Annotated in this window: 1 protein-coding gene; it reads right to left on the reverse strand. The window is 67.3% G+C overall.

The window, feature by feature from the left end; all coding sequences use genetic code 11:
- Nucleotides 1-370: M20/M25/M40 family metallo-hydrolase (locus SB754_RS19445; RefSeq protein ID WP_410784045.1), on the reverse strand; the 370-nt coding region annotated here is incomplete at both ends.

A 370-nucleotide genomic window follows, 5' to 3' on the forward strand; every position in this document is an offset into this window, starting at 1 on the left:
GTCCTGTGCCGCCTTTTCTATGGCGGCGCGGGAGCCAATGGACCCAATCTCCTCATCGCCATTGAAGAGGAAGGTGACAGTAGGGCGGGGACCGCCTGCGTCTGTCAGGAGCTTCAGGGCCCAGATGCCCTGAACGAGGCCGGTCTGCATGTCAAAGATGCCCGGTCCGCTCAGTGTGGCGCGCCCGGATGGGTCTGTTCCTTCAGCGAGCGGCCATCCGGCCAGGGTGCCCGTGGGCCACACCGTGTCGTAGTGGGCCAGGATCAGGACCCGGCCCGGGCCGGAACCGGGGTAGGTGACCTTCAGTGTGGGGCCGAGAACGCCGTCGTCCTCCAACTGCTCTTCGGCCGGAGCGCCGAGCCGAAGCGCG

The sequence above is a fragment of the Leifsonia sp. SIMBA_070 genome, from assembly GCF_046534635.1.
Taxonomy (GTDB): Bacteria; Actinomycetota; Actinomycetes; order Actinomycetales; family Microbacteriaceae; genus Leifsonia.